Here is an 18,987-nt window from a genome sequence, read left to right as displayed (position 1 = left end):
TAAAATTTAAATAAAATAACTTGACAGGTGTGTGTATAATTTGTATACTGTATATATACTATATGTACAGTGAAGGGAGAAAATAATGTTTATAAGTATTTCAAATAATAATCCAGACCCTTTATATAAGCAGGTTAAGGACCAAATGAAAAATGCAATAATAACAGGGGAATTAAAAGAAGGAGACGCTTTACCTTCTATTAGAGGTATGGCTAATGAATTGAAGATTAGTGTTATAACCATAAAACGAGCCTATAGTGAGCTTGAAAATGAAGGGTATATTATCACTAGAAGAGGATTAGGTTCATTTGTCAATGATATTAGGAAAGATGATTTAAGGAGAGAAAAAATGGGAGAAATAAAAGGGAGATTAGAGAGTCTTTTAGAGGATGCTAGTAAATTTGATATTGATATCAAAGATATCATAAAACTGTTAAAAGAGATGGAGGGTGAAAGATGAGTAACAGTATATTAAAAGTCAATAATTTGAGAAAAAAATATAGTGAGTTTACTTTAAAAGATGTATCCTTTGAATTACCAAGGGGATATATTATGGGACTAATAGGGCCAAATGGTGCTGGGAAATCCACAACTATAAAATTAATTATGAATCTCCTGAAATCTAATGGAGGAGAAGTTGAAATATTTGGCCTTAATTATAAAAATAATGAGGAAGAAATTAAAAACAGAATTGGGTATGTAGGGGAAGAACAGATTTTTTACGAAGATATGTCAGTAGCATGGACTGAGAAATTTATATCTCAGTACTATAAAAAATGGGATAAAGAATATTTCAATAGCTTATTAAGTAAATTTAAAGTTAGTAAAACTAAGAAAATAAAAGAACTATCTAAGGGTATGAAAGTAAAATTAGGTATAGCTTTAGCCCTTGCTAGACATCCAGAATTACTAATATTGGATGAACCAACATCAGGATTAGATCCAGTTATAAGAAAAGAAATTTTAGATATTCTGCTAGAAGTTATACAGGATGAAAATAAATCAGTTTTATTCTCATCTCATATTACAGAAGATATTGAAAAAATTGCTGATTATGTAACATATATAATTAATGGCAAAATTGTATTGTCTCAAGAGAAAGAGAATATTTTAACAAATTGGAAAAAGATTAGCTTAAAGAAAAATTTGGTTGATCAAGAAATCAAAAGATTAATGATAGGAATAGAGGAAAATTATTTTGGCATAACAGGTATTACTAAAAACTATTCCAAGATTAAGAATATATTTAGCTTAAAGAATATCAATGATGGAATAAAAATAAGTAATGCTACTCTAGATGAAATATTAATTTCATTAGTGAGGGAGGAAGAATAGTGTTATATATTATTTTTAAGGAATTCAGTCAAAGTAAAAAGATGATATTATTGTCACTAATTTTTGGATCATTATTTATAGTAGCTTTAACCTCTGGGACTGAAGAAAATTTAATGGTGGGAAGATTTGTCTTAATGATAGCTTTTATGGTCGTAATGACTAATGAACATAATGAAGATAAAAACAAAGGATATTCTTTAATGAGAACCTTACCACTTAAACAGTATAAAATTGTAATAGGCAAATTCACAGCATCTTTTATATTAATATTATTGGGTGGATTATATACATTTATAATAATAAAAATAAAATCTATGTCAACTGGATTGAGCACTGATATGGTTACTACGATTATAAATAGTGTCAGTACAACTCTATTATTTATAGGTATATTTTATATACTTTTATATAAGTTTGGTTCGGGAATAGCAATTAATATCTCAAGGGTTGTATTCTTTATAGTGTTTTTTAGTCCTGGTTTGATGAATATCATTAATGAAAAGTTTAATTTTGATATACCATTTATGAGCATGATAACTGAAATTAATATCTTTAACAGTATAGTCCTTTTTGTAGTTAGCATTGTATTTTATCAATTGTGTATGCTAGTATCAATGAAATTCTTTAGAAATTTTCAAAATGTGTAGACAGGGGGTTGTTTTATGGGGTATATAATTTTTAAGGATATTTATCAATCAAGAAAAACAATAATTATGTATTTAATTGTAGGACTTGTTTTTATAATTTTAGGGAGAAGCACAGGAAATATAGGCTTATTGGGAGTTCCTTCCCTAATCATAGCTTTTAGTATTATAGCAAGGAATGAAATGTATGAAGATAAAAACAAAGGTTATAATTTGCTAAAAACTCTACCTATCAAGCCTTATAAAATTGTAATAAGTAAATACCTAACAGCTCTAGTATTGGCAGGGATTGGAGCACTCTATTCAATATTAATCGTAGCTATTCTTGAGAAAGGTAATATTAGTACTGAAACATATCTAGTAATACTTGTTAGTGCAGGTATAGCAATTTTATTTGCAAGTATACTGTATAACTTTGTATATAAATATGGAGCAGTGAAGGCAATAAGTTACTCAAGGTTTGTTTTAATTGGTATAGCATTTTTACCTATGATAACAAAATTGGTTTTTCAAAACATCATTTCAAAAGAACTAATTATCAATATATTGAACTATATAAATAATATCGATCCTTGGAACTTTGTATTTGCTTTTGGAGTTATATTAGTGTTGCTGGTATTAAATAGTATTCGGTTATTCTATAAGTTTAATCATTAAATTAGGATTACCATAATAAATCTTTAAGCTCTTTTTTATTCAGAAGTTTATAAAGACAATTGAGTGAAAAATAATCAAGAAGCTTCCGTTGACTATCTAAGTGCTAAAATAGCTAGGATAGTTAGCGGAAGCCTTTATATTTTAAGCTATTAACTTAGATAAGAAGTATCCAGTAACTGAAAGTAATAGAAATAATAAACTGCATGCATAAAGGGCCTTGAGACCCTTAGTCTTAAAGCTCTTGAAATTGACTTTTAATCCCATGGATACCATAGCCATCAGTATGAAAAAGCTACTGATTTCTTTTATAATTGAAACTATATTGACATCTTTTCCTAAAAGAGTAAAGGCAGTTGGGAAAATGTTCAGAGATGAATTTAAAGTGAAAATAACTCCTGTCAGAATGAACAAAAGAACATACATAGGAAATTTAACCTTTTTCTTTTTATTAGAATCTGCTGAATTATCTTTAAAAGCAAAACTAAGTACAACTGCCACTGGTGCTAGTAAAGCAACCCTTGACATTTTAACTATTGTCCCAATATCTAAACTTAATGAATCCGTTCCTCTAGCTCCAGCAGCTGCTAAGGCGTGGGCTACTCCTTGTAATGTACCACCAGCCCATATGCCATATTGTACGTCGGTTAAAGGAAGTATATATGAAAAGAAAGTATATACTAATACACCTATTGCACCTAAGAAACTAATAATAGCAACTGAGATTGCAACATCATCCTCATCAGCATCAATTACAGGTCCCATTGCAACTATAGCAGATGTGCCACAGATAGATGATCCTACACCAAGAAGTGTAGCTAACTTTGGATTGATATTAAACCATTTTCCTAGCAATCTTGATACTATAAGGGACAGAGTCATTAAAAATATAACAAGAGCAATTATCCAAGGGCCTAAACTTAAGACCAAATTAAAATTAAGCTCTACTCCTAGTAGAACAATTCCCCATTTAAGAATCTTCTTAAGGGAAAAGGTTACTCCTGGCTGATATTTCTCATCAATTCCTATAGTATTACTATAAAAAATACCTAAAATAATTCCAATGGTTAATGTACCTAAAAAGCTAAATACATATGTATTGATTAATATTGAAATTATTGTTACTAATAATACAAGAGCTAAGCCTGGTAACTTTTTTATCATATTAGTTCATCTCCTTAAATAACTGAGGAATTTGTATATTCACAAATTTAATATATTTTAGCATAAAATTTTAATATGCAAATTCATCAATTAAAAATATTCCATAAATATATGTTAAAGTAGAAATGAAAGTAAATCAAGAGAAGTTAATATAATATTTATAAAAATAGATTATGAGTTATATTTGAAGAATCTTATATAATTTAGTTCTAGAGATATTTCAAGATTAACTCTTTTAATAAAAAATAAATTCACTTAATTGAAACTTTTTTTGATTAAAAGCAGGAAAATGTGATATAATTATCGAATGTATGTTCTATTAGTGGAGGTGTTTTTTTATGGGAATTAGTTTTATACATACTGGAGATTTACATCTTGGGCTACAGTTTGAAAATGCTAGCTTTAGCTCGGAGTTTGCAAATATAAGAAGAAGAGAAATATGGGAAACCTTTGAAAGAATAATTAATAGAGCAAATGAGAGAAAAATTGATTTATTACTTATATCAGGAGATCTGTTTGAAGAAGAATATTGTAGCATTGGTGATATTAAGAGAATCAGAAGTATATTTAATCTTTTAAAAGAGACTAGAGTTATTATAACGGCAGGAAATCATGATAATCTAAGTAAGAAATCTTTGTACAAGTTAATTGATTGGCCAAATAATGTGATAGTTTTTGAGAAAGATTATATGGAAAAAATAATATTTAAAGATTTAAATGTAGCTATATGGGGGTTAAGCTGGGAAAATAAGCTAGAAAAGAGAAACTTAGTGAAACATGTAAACTTAGATAATCATATGGAAAATATATTAGTAGTCCATGGAGATATACTAAATAAGGACTCTATGTATCTCCCTATTTATAAAGAAAATCTAAAGGGTTTTGATTATGTAGCATTGGGACATATTCATAAGCATCAGTTCATAGATAAGAACATAGCATATTGTGGAAGTCCTGAGCCCCTTGATTTTGGAGAGACTGGAATCCATGGAATAATTGAAGGCACCATTAGTAATGGTAAATGTATGACTAAATTCATTCCTTTTGGCAAGAGAGAATTTGTTATAACAGAAATAGATATTAACAGTTCTATGGATTATCAAGATATTATTAATTCTATGGTATCTATTGATACCAAGGAGAATAAAAATAAAAACCTTTATAGAATAATTCTAAATGGCTTTATTGATAGGGATATTAAGCTCAATATAAGAGATATTGAAGGTACCCTTAGAGATAAATTTAAGTATATTGAGATAATTAATAATACTCGATTAGATTATGATCTGGAAAAAATAGAAGAGCAAAACAATGGGAATATAATAGGAGACTTTATTAGAGAAATGAAGAAAGAAGGATTAAACAATCCTTTAGTTAAAGAAGCATTATATGAAGGTCTTGAGGTTTTATTTAATGAGAAGGTGAGAAAATGAAATTCAATAAATTGGGATTAACTGCCTTTGGTAAATTCAATAATAAGGCGATAGAGTTGAAAGAAGGAATTAATTTAATCTATGGAGATAATGAATCAGGAAAAACTACTATACATAGATTTATTGAAGGTATGTTATATGGATTTTTTAAACCCTATACTAAAAGAAAGATTTACACAGATGATTATGATAAATATAAACCTTGGAATCAAAATGACTATTTCGGAGTTATTAAGTATGAATTTGAAGGTATTGAATATAGGGTACAAAGAAATTTTATTAAAGGAGATGACCAAGTTAATATATATGACGAGAGCACAGGGGAAGATATAACTAAGAGGTTCATATATGACAACACCACAAGATTACATCAACCAACCTCTCTTCATATGGATTTGAATTCAATTGTCTATAATAATACTATAAGCATAAAGCAACTGGGAAATAAAACTGAGGGAGAGCTTGCTAAAGAAGTGAAGGATAGTTTAATTAATCTAGGTCGGAGTCTCGATGAGGATATATCAATTAAAAATGTTATGGATAAATTAAATCAAAAAATAGATAATATTGGAACTAAAGGAAGAGTTAAAACATCACCTTATGGAAAAATAGTTGATGAGATTGATCAGTTAAATAGGGAGAAAGAAAAAGTAGTTAATCTAGTTGATGATATTAAGAAAACTCAAATGATATCAAATGAAGTTAGAAATAATATTGAAGATTTAGAAAGAGAAAAAAGACGTCTTGAAGAGAAATTAAACATATTAGAAGGATATAATGCAAAGAGAAAATTTGATGAGGCTATAAAAATTGAAACTGAGATTAATGAAATAGATGAATTGATTGAAGAATACAAAGAATATTCAAGTTTAGACCAAGAGCAGTTTACATTTGCAGTTAAGCTTGATAATACCATAAGTATGTTAACTGAAAATATTGAGGATATTGATATAAGAAAAGAGACTCAATTAAATAAGCAGAATGAGCTAGACGAAAGACTAAATAGGTTAAAGGTATTTGAAAATCTTCAAGTGGAACAAACTGATGATTTAGAGGACTTGACAAGCAATTTTACAATGCTGAGGGAAAGAGAAAGAGAACTGAAAGAGCTTGAAAAAAATAAAAGGAAACTGTCAAATGAAATCGATTCAATTGACAATAAGGATCTATTAGAATTAAATAAAGAATTTTATGAATATGAAAGATTAGAGGAAGAAAGAAATAAATTGATGTATGATAAAGATTATTCTAATAGTGGGTATCTGCAGTCAAGATTAGATGAAAAGGCAAGGAGTTATAGAAAACTTAATCTTCTTGCTACACTATCTATAATAATAAGTATAGTTCCAATTGCTTTAGGATATCTCATTGACCCAATGCTGTACTTGAGTATAATAATACCCATAGGAATGTTGATATATTCTATGTTCTCGAGGAAAGAATTGAAAAGCTATATGGAAAAATTAAATGACCAAATATCGGAGTTAAAGAATAGCGAAAAAAACAAGGCAGAAAAACTAAACTCTATTGAACAAAAAATGAAAAATACATTAAATAAATATGAGTGTAGTTCCAAAGGTGAGCTATGGACATTTATAAATGAGCATTCTATGGAATGTGCATTATATAATGATAAGAATAATAGTCTCAAGAAGGTCGAGAAAAGAATAAATGAAATATTAGATGAAGTAGAAAATTACAGAAACTTTATAAACTTCTTTCTAGACGCCCTTGGCTATAATGCCGAAATAAATTTAGAAAACATCAAGAGGATACAAGTTCAATATAAAAGTTATTTAGATATATTAAAAGAAAAAGAGAAACTTGAGGAAGATATAAAACAAACTGAAAGAGAATTGAATAGTCTGCAATCAAAATTAAATAGAACCAATAGTGAATTAGCAGATATCTTTGAATTAAATGGAATAAAAAGCTTTGAGGAATTTAAAGAAGGGTTAGAATATAAGAAAAAATATGAAGAACTAATGCAAGAGAAAAAAGGTAAAGAAAGTCTATTAAATGGAATAATAGGTGATAATAGTATAGAAATTCTAAAGCAAAAAGCTTTAAAGTATGAAGATATAGATTTAAATACAGCAATTGACCAAGACGGGACAAAAATAAAGCTAATGATAAAAGATATTGACACTACCTTGAGAAAAGAAACAGAAGAGCTGACTAGACTAGAGGAAAGAATTAAAAACATGAACTCCTCATCAAGGACTTTAGTTGAAATTGAAGAAGAAATAAATCGTAAAAATAGAATTAAAAGGGATTTTGAATTTAAGCTACAGGCTTTAGAAATTGCAAAAAATAAAATTAATAATATTTCCAAGGAAATACAAAGAGACTTTGCACCTAAATTAAATAAGATAGTGGGAGATATTATCAGTAGAGTATCCAATGAAAAGTACTCAGAGGTAAAAATTACAGAGGATATTGATATAAAGGTTATAGACCCTAATACCAAGAGATTGGTAACCATAGATAGTCTAAGTGGGGGAACAATAGACCAATTATATTTCGCTACTAGACTTGGAATTATAAATGTGATTAGAGAGAATGATAATATTCCTTTAATACTAGATGACTGCTTTACTCAATATGATGTTAAAAGACTTGAAGAAATTTTGAAACTCTTAATAAAAGAAGGAACAAATAGACAGATAATATTATTTACATGTCATGAAAGAGAAAAAAATCTTTTAGATAAATTGAAAGTAAAGTATAATTATATATGCTTATAATACTTTTAAAACTAGCATTTAGATAATTGAGGTGAAATAATGGCTATATTTGGCATAGGAGACTTACATTTGGATTCAACTGGAGAAAAACCCATGGATATATTTGGAGAAAATTGGGAGAATCATGAAGAAAAGATTTTTAGTAATTGGATAGATTTAGTCAATGAAGATGATTTAGTGGTGTTGCCTGGAGACATTTCATGGGCACTAAAATATAATGAAGCCTATAAAGATTTATCTAAGATAGATAATCTCCCAGGTTTCAAAGTTATTACTAAAGGTAATCATGACTATTGGTGGGAAACAAAAAAGAAGCTTGAATCTCTTGAACTTAGCACCATTCATTTTCTGCAAAATGATTGTTATATCCATGAAGATATTGCTATCTTTGGAACTAGAGGCTGGCCATCGAAGGACAGTGATGAATTTGATGATCACGATGAGAAAATCTTCAATAGGGAAGTAACAAGACTAGAATTATCATTATCTTCATTGAAGAAGAGTGTAAAGAAAAAAATTGTGATGATACACTATCCTCCTTTTAATGTAACAGATAAAAGTCCAAATGAATTCGTTGATATAATGAAAAAATATGATGTTGATATATGTGTATATGGGCATCTACATGCTGAAGGGCATAAATTTGTTACTGAGGGAATAATTGATGGAATTGATTTCTATTGTATTTCATCTGATTATATTAATTTTAACCTAAAAAGACTAATCTAACTAGGTAACATATCCTTTAAAAGAGAATATTATACTGTAATAAGTAATATTACAATTCTATTTATATAAATGAAAATACTTTTGAAGGAGATGTAGTTATGAAGCATATTACTATGCTTGAAAATGAATATGCCAGTGGTCTTAAGGAAAAAGTTGAAACGTGGATTCGAGAACATAATGATGAAATCTTAGAAATCATTGATATAGAGTATGAGAAGTATGGAGGTATGCTTTCGGCCACTATTACATATGAAGAAAAGAAAAAATAAGGTGAAAATAAAAACAAGAGTGAACTCGTTCTGCTAAAGCAGAACATCGGGGCTTCAGATGGAGACTCTACTCTACCTGAAGAGAAGTCTTCTCTCCCACTTATAGAAGTGGGAGTCTTATCAAAAGATAAAACTGATAACATGTTATCAGTTTTTCTTCCTACCTTTTGTAGAAATTTTGTTCTTTAATCCAAGTAATGACCCACCTACGTTTACTACATTTAGCTGTGTAAAGTATAATAATTGCTTGATTCCAGGTAAATCTATTGAACGGACAAGTAGATCATATTGCCAATTAGTTAATTGATTAAAAGCTTTTCTAAATTCGTGTAGTTTTTTATTGTTTTTTTCTAGTTTCTTGATTAACTTCTCATAATCTTTGCCTAGAACTATAGACTTAGCTGCAAATACACCTTGCATTAATGAATTCATTTGTCCAAAGCCTAAGAAAGGATCAATTCCACCTCCAGCATTTCCAGAAAAATATAAATTGTTTAGCCTATGAGGATATACAAATCCTGTTTTATGCTCAAGCTTATATTCTTCAATTATTTTATAGTCTAAATTCTCAGTATATAAAAATAGTTCCCAGAACTCATCAATTTGCTTTTCTACAATATCAGTTACCACTAAAATTAAAGAAGCTTTTTTTTCATTAAAAGGAGTTAAATAGGCATAGCCATTTTTGCAATAATCTTTATTTATCCACATAAGTAATGCATTTGGATCAAACCTTCCTGATACTACTGCTCCTCTAACATATGTATTAACCCAATGCTGATAGCATCCTAGTTCTTCAGTGAAATTTGAACTTCCATTTGCAATTACAACATAATCATATTTTTTTAGCAGAACTTTATAATCAGCATTTTCATTAAATATTATCTTGGTTTTTTTCAACTGAGAAAGTAACTGTGGCTTAAATGCTGTCTCGTTCTTACCTCTATGAAAAAAATACCCAAAGTTTCCTTTAATGGTAGTTGTAATATGTGGTGAATAATGAACTAATGAATTAACTGTATTTATAGGTTCAATCTTTATATTAAACTTGTCATAAAAGTATTTAGGTGCATCTTTTATGGGTCTATGGAGTATTTCCAGTATTGCAGAGACATGTTCATACTGCTCTCCAATAAACCCATTCCTTTCATAGATTGTAGGAACAATACCATGTCTTTCAAGCTCATGGGCACAGGACAGACCCGCTATTCCACCACCAATTATAGCAATATTCAAATATTTCACCCCCCATACTTATCTAATAGCTTAAACCATGAATATACAAGTATAGCTATTATTATTGATAAGAAAATAAATAAATTAAGGCTCATCATTATTAATCTCTCCATAGATTTAAATTAGTTACTGAGTATAGTACTTATTTTAAACTTAATATTTAGCTTTAGTAGGGAATATTTTAGAAATAATATTGGTCTTACTGTACAGTCTCTCTATTTTCTGTTGTAGCTTGATGATGTGTCGCATTTCATCGTCTCTCATGCTTTTAAAAAGCTGTCTTGCCTCAGGATTTCTAACATTAATAATGGATTCATTATAATAAATCTGATTATGAATCTTAAAATCCAATATATCTCTTAAGATTTCTTCATCCTTCATTTAATCATCCTTCCACTTATTTGAATATTGAGATTTGACATTAGTTCTCTAGATAATTTTATATGTTCTTTAGATGTAGATTTTAGTGCTTTTAATATTTTTTTAATTTCTTTATTATTAGTTTGCCTATAGAAGCTTTCATATTTTTTTATTAACAGTTCTTCTCGATTCAATGTTTTAGTAAAGGCTAGATTTAAAACATCCTCTTGAGAAACCTTTTTCATATTAAATACCTCCACAAATAATCTTTGTTAGTATTTTTTCTTATTATTAAGATAATATTCTATATTTAACTTTATAATTTAATTGATTTAAGTAAATATTATGATTATACGATGTCGTGAAGGGAGAAGAAAATGGATAAGAATTTATGGACTTTTATTTTTTTCTATGGAAACGTTATTATATTAATAGTTGTTTTTCTGAAGATTATTGATAAAAAAAGATTAAAAGAACTATTACCTATAGGATTAATGATAGCAGTAGAGAACTATACACTGGAAATTGTTGGTCTGCATCTTGGGTATTGGGAATATCCTTTGAAAAATCCAGGATATCCAGAAGTCTCAATCATATCTAGTTTAATTTATTTTCCTTTGATAGCTATGATCTACTATCAATACATCAGTAGAGATAAAGTAAAAAATGTAATAATGACAATAGGATTTATTGTAGCTAATATGATAATAGAATCAGTAACCTTATTTAGTACTAATTTGTTTGTCTATAAAAGAAATATGAACCTCTTTGCAGCGCTAATTATTTACACATTAGCATATGTCTTGATAGTATCATTTGGCAGGGTATATAGAAGATTACATTAGAGGGTAAGCTAACGCTAAATTGGAGGGATAACTCGTGAAAGTTGCAATAATAGGAGCAGGCTTATCAGGTCTTAGCTGCGCGTATGAATTAGATAGATTAGGAATTAAAGCAACTGTTTTTGAAAAGAAAAACTATATAGGGGATAGCTTAGAATATACTATATGTACATTAAAATTATTTAATAGATATAAGGGATCAGCCATTAGCTACTTAAAGAAGAATTATAGGCTAGAAATTAAACCTCACAATAAGCTAAAAGAGATTATCATGTTTAGTCCTAATAATAAAACTATTATAAAAGGAAATTTAGGTCATATATTCATAAAAAGTCCAGATGAAACCTCATTAGAAAATCAAATTTTAAATAAATTTAAACCTAATATACTTTTTGACAGATATGTTAAAGCTTCTAATTTAAAAGATAAATTTGACTATATTGTTGTAGCCACAGGAGAAACTTCTGTTGCCAAAGAGTATGGCATATTTGCTCAAACCTTTAATGCCTATAGTAGAATAGCCACAGTTTTAGGTGCATTTAAATCTAACTCTCTTATGATGTGGATTGATAACGAATATTCAAAGAAAGGTTATGCATATTTGCTCCCCTACAATGAGAAAAAGGCTTATTTAGCTTTAACTACAGATAATATATCAAATAATGAACTGGATTATTATTGGAATAAGTTTTTAAAGAAGGAGAATATTAGATATGTAATGACTGAAACAAGGGATTTTGAAACCCATAGTGGACTTGTTAATCCAGTAAAAATTGATAATGTTTACTTTATAGGAAACTCGGCTGGACTTATGGATTCTTTTATGGGATTTGGAGCTATAAGTTCCATAGAAAGTGGTTTTTTAGTAGCTCGAAGCATAGTAAATAATTTAAATTATAATAAAATGATGCAACCAATTATTAGAGATATAAAGCTCAAGCATGAATATCGTATCATGATGAATAATATGAATAATAAAGATTTTGATGGTATGTTAAGCTTCTTGAATTTTCCTGGCGTAAAACAACTATTATATAAAAATCCCTTTTATAAAGCCCAATACAGAACTTATTTAATAAAATTGTATAATAAAATAAAAAATACTGATGATAACATGTTATATCCTCAGTAGAATACTTTTTATAGGTATTGTAAATACTAGTTTAATGGTTAGAGATAATTGACGTAGAGGGTGTAATATAAATGCAAATATCTAAAGGTGTTTTTGAACTTGAATCAGGAAGAATATCAGCTTTTCAACTGTCTTTTTTAGTGATTTCAACTGTGATATCTACTATAGATATATTTTTTCCAGCATATGTTGCCCAAGATGCTATGCAAGATTCGTGGATTACCGTTATTATTACAACTATAGCTACATTCATTTCAATTGCTATATACTTTAAGCTTGCCTTTAGATATCCTAATAAGACTATATTTCAATATTCATGTGATATACTAGGAAAGCCACTAGGGAAAATTGTTGGTATAGTGTATATTCACCATATATTGATTGTGGCTAGTTCTGTAGCTAGGGATTTTAGTTCACTTTATGTATCGGCTTTTAATCCCCAAGCTCCTATAGTTATTTATCATATTATGATGGTTTTACTTGCTGGATATACTGTTTGGCTAGGTATTGAAGTATTGGCTCGAACAAATGATATTTTATTACCAATTGGGATATTGGTTTTAGGAATTGTAGTAGCCCTTAAGATGCCGACACTGAATTTTATGAATTTCCTTCCTATAATGTATCATGGAATAAAACCAGCTCTTAAGGGAAGTATTGTTCTATATGGTATTATGCTGGATTCTATCATATGTCTTCAACTTATTCCATTTGTCAAAGATAAAAAGAATATAAAAAAGAATATATATATATCAATTATTTTCTTAGGATTTGCACTAGAAATGGGAGTTTTAGCAATAGCTTTGTTTGGTCCATTGACAGAAAAATTTATTTTTCCTGCTTTGATGTACGTTCGTCTTACACCAATAGGTGACTTTATTGAAAATCTTGAGATTACTATACTTGGTATTTGGATTGCAGGGGTATTCGTAAAGTTAACTATATTTTACTATTTTACTGTACTAGGAATAGCACAAGTTTTTAATTTTAAAAACTATAAATTTTTGATAATACCTGTTGGTATTACAATTATAGTTTTTGCGACAACAGCTGTAGACAGAATAGCAACATTCTTTCATATAACCCATTATGTACATCCTATAATTGCTGCTACTATGGGAATAATAATCCCCGCCATATTACTCGTTATAGTGATGATCAAAGAAAAAATAAAAGGAAGTATTGAAAAAGCTTCCTAATATTTTAAAAGGTCATTAAAGAGGTATTGAGATATTGGTTCATATAATTTGTCGATACCCTCGGCAGGCTTAGGTATTTCCCATTGAAAGAAAGCATTATATGAATAGAATAAATTTATTATCATAATAATTGTAACGACTATTAATTCTTTTTTTCTATTACTTTTAACCAACCAAAAGCTTTGAACTGCTAGAATTATAACTAATAGAATAGTTACGATAATCACCATATCATCACCTCACAATAATATGCATTATTGATACAGACTTTCATTTAGCATTCCCATACGATGTATGGTTGTTTCAACTTTATATGTAATTTTAAGATTTTCATATATATTCTCCCAATCGCTTTCCATTGATTTCCATGCATTAGGATGTTTTTTTATTAAAATTTCACTAAAGCAAAATATATCTGTTTTAAAGTCTTTTTGAGCCCTTTTAACTGTTGCTCTCAGTTGATTCTCTATTTTCTTAGAAAAATCTTTTTCAGCATTCTTCATTAAAGTGTCTTTACTTAGGTCTATTTCAGTTGTATCAATTCCAATGTCGCCATTAACCTGTAAGTTTAGAACTATTTCAACTTCATCTTCATTAATAATAGCCTTCTTATCAATTTTAGAATTAATATTAATCATAACTAATTTGCCATTGTATTCTGGACCTTCTATTTCAATTACACCTTCTTTAACCTTCCCCATAATCCAAAGGAAGCCTTGGGTTTCATCATAAGTTAATACACCTATTGAGCCATCTTTTTTGATTGCCGCGCATCCTTCAACCACAGGAATACCAATATCGGAATCTCCTGTTTTTAACATTCCATAAGATTCTCTACCAGTAGATACCGTTTTCATAGTAGTGTTGTAATAGTCTATTGAGCCAGTAACAGGGGAAACATAGTCATCCGTGTATTTAAGGGCGTAGGTCTTTAAATCGGCTATGTAAGACTCAGACCAGAATTTGGTATTTTCTATCATTCCTATAAGATAATCTACAAGATTGCTTTGAACAGATGAAGGAAGTTGGAGAAGGTCATAGACCCTAGCTTTTGAAATTAAAATATTATTATCCAACCTAATTTCTCTATTCCGCACAAAAAAGTCTAGAGTTTCCTTTAATGCCTTATTAGCTGCATCTTCACTTATTATAATAACTTGATTCTGTATCCATAAAGGTCTCTTTGCAGAATGAGATAACAATTTCTTCATAGCCTCTCTTATATTTGATCCTGTATCTGATCCAATCCAAGTAGAGGATCTCATTGAAGCACTAGTTTCTTTACTTCCAGTTGGCTCTTCAGCTAAAATTGTTACTCTGATGTCGCCATTTGGCTCCATATCTATCCCAGTAGCCCTTACTATACTAATATCTCCAAGCTCTTTTTTTCCCCAGCATCCAGTAAGAGACAAAGTTAACAATATACATATAAACAATAAAAATCTTTTCATTGCTATTCCTTCTTTCAAAACTTAGTTTCTTTTTCTCAAATTATACTTTTGAATAAAGGTTGGTCTATCCTTAATATATTTTGAAGGGAATTTAATAAATAAATCCTTCCAATCTTTAAAATGGATAGGTGCTAATGGAGATAGATAAGGTACTCCAAAGGATCTCAGTGATGCCATGTGTACTAAAATAAATAAAGCACCGATGGCAATTCCAAATAGCCCAAATGTTCCTCCTAATACTAATAATAGGAACCTGAATACTCTAACTATCCTTGCTGCATTATAACCAGGCATAGCAAATGAGGTTATTCCTGTAAAAGCAACTATAACAACCATTGCTCTAGAAGATAATCCAGCTTGAACTCCAGCCTCACCAATAATTAAAGCACCAACTATATTCACTGCCTGACCTATAGGCTTAGGGAGCCTTAATCCTGCTTCTCGAAGAATTTCAAAGGTAAACTCTAGAAGAAAAGCTTCGACTACAGCCGGAAATGGAATGCCAGCATAGGACGAAGCAACTGTAATTAATAAGCTAGAAGGTATCATTTCTTGATGAAAGGTGATTAGTGCTACATAAAGTGACGGCAAAAATAAAGATATAAAAAAAGAAATGTACCTTAATAATCTTATGAATGAAGTAAAATAAAAACGGTTATATTTGTCCTCTGGTGCAGTTAAGAAATGAGCGAAGACATTAGGAACCACCAAAGCAAAAGGAGAACCATCAACAAGGATAGTAGCTCTTCCTTCAGCTAATGCAGCGGCACATGTATCAGGTCTTTCAGTAACACCTACTTGAGGAAAGGGAGAAAAAGTTGAGTCTTCAATATAATGCTCTATTTCTCCACTGTCGTTTATCATATCAACTTCGATTTTTTCTATTCTTTCTCTAAGTTCCTTTAAAATACCTATATCTATCAAACCATGGATATAGCATATAACAACTGTTGTTTTGCTAATAGAACCTATCTCAAAACTTTCAGTTTTAAGATTTATGGTCTTTACTCTATTCCTTAACAGAGCGGTATTAGTATTTATATTTTCTGTGTACCCTTCCATAGGACCTCTGATAACAGACTCCGTAATAGGAGTACTTACATCTCTAGATTCGTAGGTCTTTATATTAAAGGCTAAAGCATTATCATTGCCATCTATAAATAAAACACAGTTTGCTTTTAAAATATTATCAAGTGCTTCTTGGATTGTATATACTTTTTTAGTATCCCCAATGGATGTTATATTTTTATTAGCAAATTCTATTAATTTATTTTTATTTATTTTCTTTTCTAACTCAGTTAATCTAGATTCTGTCATTAGTGTATTTAGAATTTTTTCAGTAACAAAATTTTTATCCACTATTCCGTTAACATAAACTATAAATCCATCTATTTGCTCAGAACCTATTTTGAATTTTTTTTGAACAATATCGTAACAGTTCTCAAATATCATTTTCAAATATTTAGAATTTTCATCAATACTTTTGCTTATCTTTACCTCATCAAAAGAATTGCTGCCAATATTTTCTATACCTTTCATAGCTTCATCAAATTTTTGGTTGTTTGATAATCCTAAAAATTTTTTCATGATTTAACACTCCATATTTATATCAAATATCAAAAGTCTTCTATAATATCTTAGCTTTTCCTTGGATGCATATAGTATGCATGATGTGAAAACTAAAATAGTAGAAATTCTACCTTCCCCGAGGATGTTAAATATGCATGACTAACATTTGTTATATCATTGATACCATTTTTACTTAATATTTTATTAAGCCAATGGATATCTTTTTTTATCATTAAGAGATTTTTGTCAATAGAAGCTCCATTGAGTATTAAATCTATAGGCAAGGTTAGTCTATGAATTTGTACTAAGGATGAAGCAGATACATTACTATCTGTGTTAAAATAACTCCAAAGGCTGAACTTTTCTCTATGGACTATTGTTTTGTTTGAAGCTATAGAAAATCTATACTTTTTTAGCTTATCAAGTACAATGATTATTTTATAGAAAATGTAGAAAATTATAATTGATACCAAAATATATAATAATATAGGCAATAGTGAAGAAATCATAAAAAAACCTCCTTTATTAGATGATTGACATAATAGTTTGTTATGATACGGAGTAAAATCATTAGTAGATTTTTGATATAATCATATATGAAATTTAATCACATGATGAAATTGTATATTAAAGATATATTTAAGATTATATTTAGTTTGTAAATATGCAATTCTATCATATAAAAGTTTTTAATAGGAGTGATATTAATGGCAAAGGAATTAGAAGTTAAGGTTTTAAATATTGATAAAGAGAGAATTGAAGAAAGACTACAGAGCATAGGTGCTACTCTCTTAAAGAAGGAACATCAAGTGAATACAATATTTGATACTGAAGATAGAAGAATTAAAAAAGAAGAGAATGGATATTTAAGAATAAGAGAGAGTAAGGATATACTTAAAGATAAAACAGAATACATTTTCACTCTAAAGAAGAACATATCAAAGGATGAGTTAAGAGAAAATGTAGAAATTGAAACAAAGATTGAAGATAGCAAATCTCTTGAAGAGATATTAAAGTATTTAGAATTAAGCATTAAACATAGAGGGACTAAAGAAAGAGTATCTTATACATATGAAAATATAAGATTCGATATAGATACATGGGATAAAGCTACATATCCATATCCATATTTAGAAATTGAGGTACAAGAAAAAAAAGATTTAGAAAGAGCCATAAAACTTTTAGGACTTAATCCAGATAATGTAACATCAAAATCCTTGGGCCAATTAAGAATGGCTCTAAATCTAGGAGATATATAAAAGATATAATAATTATCACCTTTACTAATGTTTAACATAAAATATAATAAGGAAGATTTTGACATGTTAAATAAAGATAAAGGTGGTTTACGCAATGATTAAAGGATTAGAAGATTTGGATTTGAAGAGTCTTGCAATATTTGCAATTCCACTTTTACTATTGTTAAGTGATAAGAAGGGAATGAGCTTAAATTTGAAATTTGATAAGAATTTTGAAAGTAAAAGTGAATTGATTGAAAACATAAAACCATATTTCTCATTTCAAGAACAAGATACCTTAAATAAGGTACAAGATATAATTGAAATATTCAACAAAGTAAATAAAATACAAAATTCAAACTATAGTAAAACATCTACAGCCTTAACACAAGGAATATCTAGTGGTGATAGAAAGGAAAAAATTCTTGCTGAAATGTCAAAGCATCTAGAGGGAAAAGGGAAAGAAATAGCAGATAATCTTATTTCAACTAGACAAAGACTTTTAGAGACTTCATCGAAATTAGATAGACATAAAAAGGGAGTAAAGGGGCAGGGAGTTTCTAAAACAGATGAAATGCTTAGTTTAGTTAATTGTCTTAAACCAATCATGCCTGATCAAGGAAAACGAAGAATGAAAAAAATAGAAACCATTCTTGATTTAATGAAGAAGCCCGATAGTGAATTTTAATATATAGTAAAAATACAACAAAATACATCCATTTTTCTTCCCACTATTAGTAATTCTACTTGGCTTTTTCTAGAATTTACTTATGTACAGTGCAAAAAGGTTAGCTTCAATAGGAGCTAACCTTTAAATATTTAATTATGTAATATACTAACTTGAATGAAGCACAAAAATAGTAAAACTATCGTTTATAATTTTAAACAATTATTGAAAAAATATAAAAACAAAGCAGTAAAATATTAAGAAAATGTAAGAAAAGATAAAAAATTCTGAAAATGGAAGGAATATACCATAATGTGT

General features: G+C 28.8%; 21 protein-coding genes. 13 read left to right on the top strand and 8 right to left on the bottom strand.

Annotated elements, in window-relative coordinates:
- Positions 1-85 precede the first annotated feature (85 nt).
- Genes JMO20_RS19620 through JMO20_RS19605 form a run of 4 tightly spaced genes read left to right on the top strand, consistent with a single transcriptional unit; the run spans position 86 to position 2,636 of the window.
- Positions 86-460, top strand: a complete 375-nt coding sequence (locus tag JMO20_RS19620) for a GntR family transcriptional regulator (RefSeq protein ID WP_202711540.1) — start codon at positions 86-88, stop codon at positions 458-460.
- Positions 457-1,335: an ABC transporter ATP-binding protein gene (locus JMO20_RS19615; RefSeq protein WP_202711538.1), complete on the top strand. Its 879-nt coding sequence runs from the start codon at positions 457-459 to the stop codon at positions 1,333-1,335. The genes JMO20_RS19620 and JMO20_RS19615 overlap by 4 nt, the downstream gene beginning before the upstream one ends.
- Positions 1,335-1,982, top strand: a complete 648-nt coding sequence (locus tag JMO20_RS19610; RefSeq protein WP_202711536.1) for an ABC-2 transporter permease — start codon at positions 1,335-1,337, stop codon at positions 1,980-1,982. The genes JMO20_RS19615 and JMO20_RS19610 overlap by 1 nt, the downstream gene beginning before the upstream one ends.
- Before the next feature lie 15 nt (positions 1,983-1,997).
- Positions 1,998-2,636, top strand: coding sequence for an ABC-2 transporter permease (locus tag JMO20_RS19605; RefSeq protein WP_202711535.1), 639 nt, complete (start codon positions 1,998-2,000; stop codon positions 2,634-2,636).
- 141 nt (positions 2,637-2,777) lie between these two features.
- Here the strand turns inward: JMO20_RS19605 and JMO20_RS19600 are convergent, their stop codons facing one another.
- Positions 2,778-3,797, bottom strand: a complete 1,020-nt coding sequence (locus JMO20_RS19600) for a YeiH family protein (protein ID WP_202711533.1) — start codon at positions 3,795-3,797, stop codon at positions 2,778-2,780.
- A 338-nt stretch (positions 3,798-4,135) separates the two neighbouring features.
- On the opposite strand from JMO20_RS19600, the gene JMO20_RS19595 reads away from it, so the two are divergent.
- From JMO20_RS19595 to JMO20_RS19580, 4 genes are all read left to right on the top strand, one after another.
- Complete coding sequence (locus JMO20_RS19595; RefSeq protein WP_202711531.1) at positions 4,136-5,230, top strand: metallophosphoesterase family protein; 1,095 nt, start codon at positions 4,136-4,138, stop codon at positions 5,228-5,230.
- Positions 5,227-7,977 carry an ATP-binding protein gene (locus JMO20_RS19590; protein WP_202711529.1) on the top strand — a complete coding sequence of 917 codons (2,751 nt, stop codon included), beginning with the start codon at positions 5,227-5,229 and terminating at the stop codon, positions 7,975-7,977. Before JMO20_RS19595 ends, JMO20_RS19590 begins: the two co-directional genes overlap by 4 nt.
- Before the next feature lie 39 nt (positions 7,978-8,016).
- Complete coding sequence (locus JMO20_RS19585; RefSeq protein WP_202711527.1) at positions 8,017-8,706, top strand: metallophosphoesterase; 690 nt, start codon at positions 8,017-8,019, stop codon at positions 8,704-8,706.
- A gap of 98 nt (positions 8,707-8,804) precedes the next feature.
- Entirely contained in the window at positions 8,805-8,975 is a 171-nt protein-coding gene (locus JMO20_RS19580) for a hypothetical protein (protein WP_202711526.1), read from the top strand.
- A 147-nt stretch (positions 8,976-9,122) separates the two neighbouring features.
- Here the strand turns inward: JMO20_RS19580 and JMO20_RS19575 are convergent, their stop codons facing one another.
- The 3 genes from JMO20_RS19575 to JMO20_RS19565 form a co-directional block, all read right to left on the bottom strand.
- On the bottom strand, positions 9,123-10,211 hold the full coding sequence (locus tag JMO20_RS19575; protein WP_202711524.1) for an FAD-dependent oxidoreductase: 1,089 nt from the start codon (positions 10,209-10,211) through the stop codon (positions 9,123-9,125).
- Between the two features lie 153 nt (positions 10,212-10,364).
- The gene (locus JMO20_RS19570; RefSeq protein ID WP_202711522.1) at positions 10,365-10,592 is read right to left on the bottom strand and encodes a hypothetical protein; all 228 of its coding nucleotides are present in this window, start codon (positions 10,590-10,592) and stop codon (positions 10,365-10,367) included.
- Positions 10,589-10,816 carry a hypothetical protein gene (locus JMO20_RS19565; protein WP_202711520.1) on the bottom strand — a complete coding sequence of 76 codons (228 nt, stop codon included), beginning with the start codon at positions 10,814-10,816 and terminating at the stop codon, positions 10,589-10,591. The genes JMO20_RS19570 and JMO20_RS19565 overlap by 4 nt, the downstream gene beginning before the upstream one ends.
- Positions 10,817-10,948: 132 nt before the next feature.
- Between JMO20_RS19565 and JMO20_RS19560 the strand changes: the two genes are divergently transcribed.
- From JMO20_RS19560 to JMO20_RS19550, 3 genes are all read left to right on the top strand, one after another.
- On the top strand, positions 10,949-11,416 hold the full coding sequence (locus tag JMO20_RS19560) for a CBO0543 family protein (protein WP_202711518.1): 468 nt from the start codon (positions 10,949-10,951) through the stop codon (positions 11,414-11,416).
- Positions 11,417-11,450: 34 nt separating this feature from the next.
- Positions 11,451-12,545 (top strand): FAD-dependent oxidoreductase, encoded by a 1,095-nt coding sequence (locus JMO20_RS19555; RefSeq protein ID WP_202711516.1) that lies wholly within the window; start codon positions 11,451-11,453, stop codon positions 12,543-12,545.
- A 71-nt stretch (positions 12,546-12,616) separates the two neighbouring features.
- The gene (locus JMO20_RS19550; protein ID WP_202711514.1) at positions 12,617-13,744 is read left to right on the top strand and encodes a GerAB/ArcD/ProY family transporter; all 1,128 of its coding nucleotides are present in this window, start codon (positions 12,617-12,619) and stop codon (positions 13,742-13,744) included.
- Here the strand turns inward: JMO20_RS19550 and JMO20_RS19545 are convergent.
- From JMO20_RS19545 to JMO20_RS19530, 4 genes are all read right to left on the bottom strand, one after another.
- Positions 13,741-13,974 carry a hypothetical protein gene (locus JMO20_RS19545; RefSeq protein ID WP_202711512.1) on the bottom strand — a complete coding sequence of 78 codons (234 nt, stop codon included), beginning with the start codon at positions 13,972-13,974 and terminating at the stop codon, positions 13,741-13,743. The two genes, JMO20_RS19550 and JMO20_RS19545, sit on opposite strands and share 4 nt — an antisense overlap.
- Before the next feature lie 24 nt (positions 13,975-13,998).
- Entirely contained in the window at positions 13,999-15,195 is a 1,197-nt protein-coding gene (locus JMO20_RS19540; RefSeq protein ID WP_202711510.1) for a Ger(x)C family spore germination protein, read from the bottom strand.
- A 21-nt stretch (positions 15,196-15,216) separates the two neighbouring features.
- Complete coding sequence (locus JMO20_RS19535) at positions 15,217-16,782, bottom strand: spore germination protein (RefSeq protein WP_202711508.1); 1,566 nt, start codon at positions 16,780-16,782, stop codon at positions 15,217-15,219.
- Positions 16,783-16,874: 92 nt separating this feature from the next.
- Positions 16,875-17,273 (bottom strand): YetF domain-containing protein, encoded by a 399-nt coding sequence (locus JMO20_RS19530; RefSeq protein WP_202711506.1) that lies wholly within the window; start codon positions 17,271-17,273, stop codon positions 16,875-16,877.
- Positions 17,274-17,471: 198 nt separating this feature from the next.
- On the opposite strand from JMO20_RS19530, the gene JMO20_RS19525 reads away from it, so the two are divergent.
- On the top strand, positions 17,472-18,023 hold the full coding sequence (locus JMO20_RS19525; protein WP_202711504.1) for a class IV adenylate cyclase: 552 nt from the start codon (positions 17,472-17,474) through the stop codon (positions 18,021-18,023).
- Positions 18,024-18,117: 94 nt separating this feature from the next.
- Positions 18,118-18,690: a hypothetical protein gene (locus JMO20_RS19520; protein ID WP_202711502.1), complete on the top strand. Its 573-nt coding sequence runs from the start codon at positions 18,118-18,120 to the stop codon at positions 18,688-18,690.
- Positions 18,691-18,987: the final 297 nt, after the last annotated feature.

Source organism: Sporosalibacterium faouarense (genome assembly GCF_016765695.1).
Taxonomy (GTDB): Bacteria; Bacillota; Clostridia; order Tissierellales; family VENL01; genus Sporosalibacterium; species Sporosalibacterium faouarense.
This window is presented reverse-complemented; position numbering and strand designations above follow the sequence as displayed.